Below are 4,815 nucleotides of genomic sequence, written 5' to 3'. Positions count from 1 at the left end.
AAACAGAATTTGCCTGGCGGCACTAGCGCGGTGGTCCCACCTGACCCCATGCCGAACTCAGAAGTGAAACGCCGTAGCGCCGATGGTAGTGTGGGGTCTCCCCATGCGAGAGTAGGGAACTGCCAGGCATCAAATTAAGCAGAAGGCCATCCGGAAGGATGGCCTTTTTGCGTTTCTACAAATTCTTCCTGTCGTCATATCTACAAGCCATCCCCCCGCAGATACGGTAAACTAGCCTCGTTTTTGCATCAGGAAAGCAGCTATGAACCACTCCTTAAAACCCTGGAACACATTTGGCATTGATCATAATGCTCAGCACATTGTATGTGCCGAAGACGAACAACAACTACTCAATGCCTGGCAACATGCAGCCGCAGAAGGACAACCCGTTCTTATTCTGGGGGAAGGAAGTAATGTACTTTTTCTGGAAGACTACCGCGGTACGGTGATCATCAACCGGATCAAAGGTATCGAAATTCATGATAAACCTGATGCGTGGTATTTACATGTTGGGGCCGGAGAAAACTGGCATCACCTGGTGAAATACACTTTGCAGGAAGGTATGCCTGGTCTGGAAAATCTGGCATTAATTCCTGGTTGTGTCGGTTCATCACCTATCCAGAATATTGGGGCTTATGGCGTAGAATTACAGCGAGTTTGCGCTTATGTTGACTGTGTTGAACTGGCGACAGGCAAGCAAGAGCGTTTAACAGCTAAAGAGTGCCGCTTTGGCTATCGCGACAGTATTTTTAAGCATGAATACCAGGATCGCTTCGCTATTGTAGCTGTAGGTCTGCGTCTGCCAAAAGAGTGGCAACCTGTACTGACGTATGGTGACTTAACTCGCCTGGATCCTTCAACGGTAACGCCACAGCAAGTATTTGATGCTGTGTGCCATATGAGGACTACAAAACTTCCCGATCCAAAAGTGAACGGTAATGCGGGTAGTTTCTTCAAAAATCCTGTTGTTTCTGCCGAAACGGCTAACGCGTTGCTGGCACAATTTCCAACAGCACCACATTACCCCCAGACAGATGGTTCAGTAAAACTGGCAGCAGGTTGGCTTATCGATCAGTGCCAGCTTAAAGGGACGCAAATTGGTGGTGCTGCGGTTCACCGTCAACAGGCGCTGGTTCTCATAAATGAGCACAATGCAAAAAGCGAAGATGTTGTACAGCTGGCGCATCATGTAAGACAGAAAGTTGGTGAAAAATTTAATGTCTGGCTTGAGCCTGAAGTCCGCTTTATTGGCGCATCAGGTGAAGTGAGTGCAGTGGAGACAATTTCATGAAGGATAACACCGTGCCACTGAAATTGATCGCCCTGTTAGCGAATGGTGAATTTCACTCTGGCGAGCAGTTGGGTGAAACGTTGGGTATGAGCCGGGCGGCGATTAATAAACACATTCAGACACTGCGTGACTGGGGCGTTGATGTATTTACCGTTCCGGGTAAAGGATACAGCTTGCCCGAGCCAATCCAGTTACTTAATGCCGAAAAGATATTGGGTCAGCTGGATGGCGGTAGTGTAGCCGTGCTGCCAGTTATTGACTCCACGAATCAGTACCTTCTTGATCGTATCGGAGAGCTTAAATCGGGCGATGCCTGCGTTGCAGAATACCAGCAGGCTGGCCGTGGTCGTCGTGGTCGGAAATGGTTTTCGCCTTTTGGCGCGAACTTATATTTGTCGATGTTCTGGCGTCTGGAACAAGGCCCGGCGGCTGCGATTGGTTTAAGTCTGGTTATCGGTATCGTGATGGCGGAAGTATTACGCAAGCTGGGGGCAGATAAGGTTCGTGTTAAATGGCCTAATGACCTCTATCTGCAGGATCGCAAGCTGGCGGGTATTCTTGTTGAGCTTACTGGAAAAACCGGCGATGCGGCGCAAATAGTCATTGGCGCCGGGATCAACATGGCAATGCGTCGTGTTGAAGAGAGTGTCGTTAATCAGGGGTGGATTACGCTGCAGGAAGCCGGGATCAATCTCGATCGTAATACTCTTGCGGCCATGCTGATACGAGAATTACGTGCTGCGCTGGAACTCTTTGAGCAAGAAGGGCTCACGCCTTATCTGTCACGTTGGGAAAAACTGGATAATTTTATTAATCGCCCGGTGAAACTTATCATTGGTGATAAAGAAATATTTGGTATTTCACGTGGAATAGACAAACAGGGCGCTTTATTGCTTGAGCAGGACGGAATAATAAAACCCTGGATGGGCGGTGAAATATCCCTGCGTAGCGCAGAGAAATAAATAAGGGGAGCATTAGCTCCCCTTTAAATTATTTGCGTAATCTGACTTCTTCTACCGCATGATTAGCACTTTTCGTCAGGATTAAACTGGCTCGCTCGCGAGTAGGTAGAATATTTTGCTTTAAGTTCAGCCAGTTGATCTCTTTCCAGAGTGTCATGGCTGTCTTAATTGCTTCTTCCTTAGTTAATTTCGCGTAGTTATGAAAATAGGAATCCGGGTCTGTAAAAGCCCCTTCGCGGAATTTCAGAAAACGGTTGATATACCACGTCTGAAGTAAGTCTTCTGGAGCATCAACATATATCGAAAAATCGACGAAATCAGAAACAAATACATGATGTGGGTCATGCGGATAATCCATCCCGCTCTGTAGGACATTTAACCCTTCAAGGATTAAAATATCAGGTTGAACAACGGTTTTATCGCCATCCGGGATCACATCATAAATAAGATGAGAGTAAACCGGAGCAGTAACGTTTGGCACGCCCGATTTCAAATCGGAAACAAACTTCACCAGACGGTGCATATCGTACGATTCCGGGAAGCCTTTCTTCTTCATCAGGCCGCGTTCTTTAAGCACTTTGTTGGGATGAAGGAAGCCATCTGTAGTGATCAGTTCAACACGACGATGTTCCGGCCAACGGCTTAATAGCGCCTGCAATACACGGGCGGTTGTACTTTTCCCCACCGCGACACTGCCAGCAATACTGATAATGTAAGGAATGCGTTGCCCGTTGGTACCAAGAAACTGTTCCAGAACTGCCTGACGGCGCAGATTCGAGCTTATATAGAAGTTCAGCAAACGTGACAAAGGCAAATAAATCTCGGCAACTTCTTCTAACGAGAGATCTTCATTTATACCTTTGAGACGGGCGATCTCGTCTTCCGATAACGTCATAGGTACGGAATCACGCAGAGCTGCCCACTGGTTGCGGTCAAACTGTAGGTAAGGCGTCATTAACGTTTGCTCTTTTATACTCATAAGCATGTTTCTGGCGGTCATAGCTCTATCGGCAAAGCGATATTTGCCATGGCGCGTCACAGTTCTGTTGAATGGGTTAATGCGCAGGAGGGTAACACCAGATGGGGAGGAATAATAAGAAAAAATCTCTTCCAGGAAGCTATCGTTGAAAAGCAATGTGACAGATATTCCATCTGGTAAAAAGAATTGCGATTTAGCTGGCGCACATTGTTAAGCAGAGTGATGCTGAAAAAGTATGCTAATCTGCTCTTAATTCGGCTGTTTCTTCATCGTGTCGGACAAAATGTGACCAACAAAACAAATTATGCAATTTTTTAGTTGCATGAACTCGCATGTCTCCATAGAATGCGCGCTACTTGATGCCGACTTAGCTCAGTAGGTAGAGCAACTGACTTGTAATCAGTAGGTCACCAGTTCGATTCCGGTAGTCGGCACCATCAAGTCCGGTGGGGTTCCCGAGCGGCCAAAGGGAGCAGACTGTAAATCTGCCGTCACAGACTTCGAAGGTTCGAATCCTTCCCCCACCACCAATTTCGGCCACGCGATGGCGTAGCCCGAGACGATAAGTTCGCTTACCGGCTCGAATAAAGAGAGCTTCTCTCGATATTCAGTGCAGAATGAAAATCAGGTAGCCGAGTTCCAGGATGCGGGCATCGTATAATGGCTATTACCTCAGCCTTCCAAGCTGATGATGCGGGTTCGATTCCCGCTGCCCGCTCCAAGATGTGCTGATATAGCTCAGTTGGTAGAGCGCACCCTTGGTAAGGGTGAGGTCGGCAGTTCGAATCTGCCTATCAGCACCACTTCTTTTCTCCTCCCTGTTTTTTCCTTCTGCTTATTGCATTCAACAAGTCGGGCATGTTGCCTGGTTGATGTGGTGATATCACCGATTTATCCGTGTCTTAGAGGGACAATCGATGTCTAAAGAAAAGTTTGAACGTACAAAACCGCACGTTAACGTCGGTACTATCGGCCACGTTGACCATGGTAAAACAACGCTGACCGCTGCAATCACTACCGTACTGGCTAAAACCTACGGCGGTGCTGCTCGCGCATTCGATCAGATCGATAACGCGCCGGAAGAAAAAGCTCGTGGTATCACCATCAACACTTCTCACGTTGAATATGACACCCCGACCCGTCACTACGCACACGTAGACTGCCCGGGGCACGCCGACTATGTTAAAAACATGATCACTGGTGCTGCTCAGATGGACGGCGCGATCCTGGTAGTTGCTGCGACTGACGGCCCGATGCCGCAGACTCGTGAGCACATCCTGCTGGGTCGTCAGGTAGGCGTTCCGTACATCATCGTGTTCCTGAACAAATGCGACATGGTTGATGACGAAGAGCTGCTGGAACTGGTAGAAATGGAAGTTCGTGAACTTCTGTCTCAGTACGACTTCCCGGGCGACGACACTCCGATCGTTCGTGGTTCTGCTCTGAAAGCGCTGGAAGGCGACGCAGAGTGGGAAGCGAAAATCCTGGAACTGGCTGGCTTCCTGGATTCTTACATTCCGGAACCAGAGCGTGCGATTGACAAGCCGTTCCTGCTGCCGATTGAAGACGTATTCTCCATCTCC

General features: G+C 48.3%; 4 protein-coding genes, 4 tRNA genes, 1 rRNA gene and 1 pseudogene. 8 read left to right on the top strand and 2 right to left on the bottom strand.

Going from position 1 to position 4,815, the window contains the following annotated elements; all coding sequences use genetic code 11:
• The first annotated feature begins 12 nt into the window (after positions 1-12).
• The 3 genes from rrf to birA all read left to right on the top strand — a co-directional run bounded on the left by rrf (position 13) and on the right by birA (position 2,253).
• Positions 13-128, top strand: a 5S ribosomal RNA gene (gene rrf / locus D9742_RS22915).
• 134 nt (positions 129-262) lie between these two features.
• Positions 263-1,291 (top strand): UDP-N-acetylmuramate dehydrogenase, encoded by a 1,029-nt coding sequence (gene murB, locus D9742_RS22910; RefSeq protein ID WP_130238334.1) that lies wholly within the window; start codon positions 263-265, stop codon positions 1,289-1,291.
• A complete protein-coding gene (gene birA, locus D9742_RS22905) occupies positions 1,288-2,253 on the top strand; it encodes a bifunctional biotin--[acetyl-CoA-carboxylase] ligase/biotin operon repressor BirA (protein ID WP_130238333.1) in 966 nt (321 codons plus the stop codon). Before murB ends, birA begins: the two co-directional genes overlap by 4 nt.
• A gap of 28 nt (positions 2,254-2,281) precedes the next feature.
• Here the strand turns inward: birA and coaA are convergent, their stop codons facing one another.
• Together coaA and D9742_RS23830 are read right to left on the bottom strand one after the other, a co-directional pair.
• Positions 2,282-3,232, bottom strand: coding sequence for a type I pantothenate kinase (gene coaA / locus D9742_RS22900; RefSeq protein ID WP_000023076.1), 951 nt, complete (start codon positions 3,230-3,232; stop codon positions 2,282-2,284).
• A 252-nt stretch (positions 3,233-3,484) separates the two neighbouring features.
• A pseudogene (locus D9742_RS23830) lies at positions 3,485-3,574 on the bottom strand (hypothetical protein); the annotation flags it as partial.
• Between the two features lie 19 nt (positions 3,575-3,593).
• On the opposite strand from D9742_RS23830, the gene D9742_RS22895 reads away from it, so the two are divergent.
• The 5 genes from D9742_RS22895 to D9742_RS22875 all read left to right on the top strand — a co-directional run.
• Positions 3,594-3,669, top strand: a tRNA-Thr gene (locus tag D9742_RS22895).
• Between the two features lie 8 nt (positions 3,670-3,677).
• Positions 3,678-3,762 (top strand) — tRNA-Tyr (locus D9742_RS22890).
• 116 nt (positions 3,763-3,878) lie between these two features.
• Positions 3,879-3,953: transfer RNA gene (locus tag D9742_RS22885), tRNA-Gly, on the top strand.
• A 6-nt stretch (positions 3,954-3,959) separates the two neighbouring features.
• A tRNA-Thr gene (locus D9742_RS22880) sits at positions 3,960-4,035 on the top strand.
• Between the two features lie 114 nt (positions 4,036-4,149).
• The coding region (locus tag D9742_RS22875; protein WP_000031763.1) for a GTP-binding protein at positions 4,150-4,815 on the top strand (666 nt) is incomplete at its 3' end.

The organism is Escherichia sp. E1V33 (genome assembly GCF_004211955.1).
In the GTDB taxonomy this organism is placed as follows: Bacteria; Pseudomonadota; Gammaproteobacteria; order Enterobacterales; family Enterobacteriaceae; genus Escherichia.
This window is presented reverse-complemented; position numbering and strand designations above follow the sequence as displayed.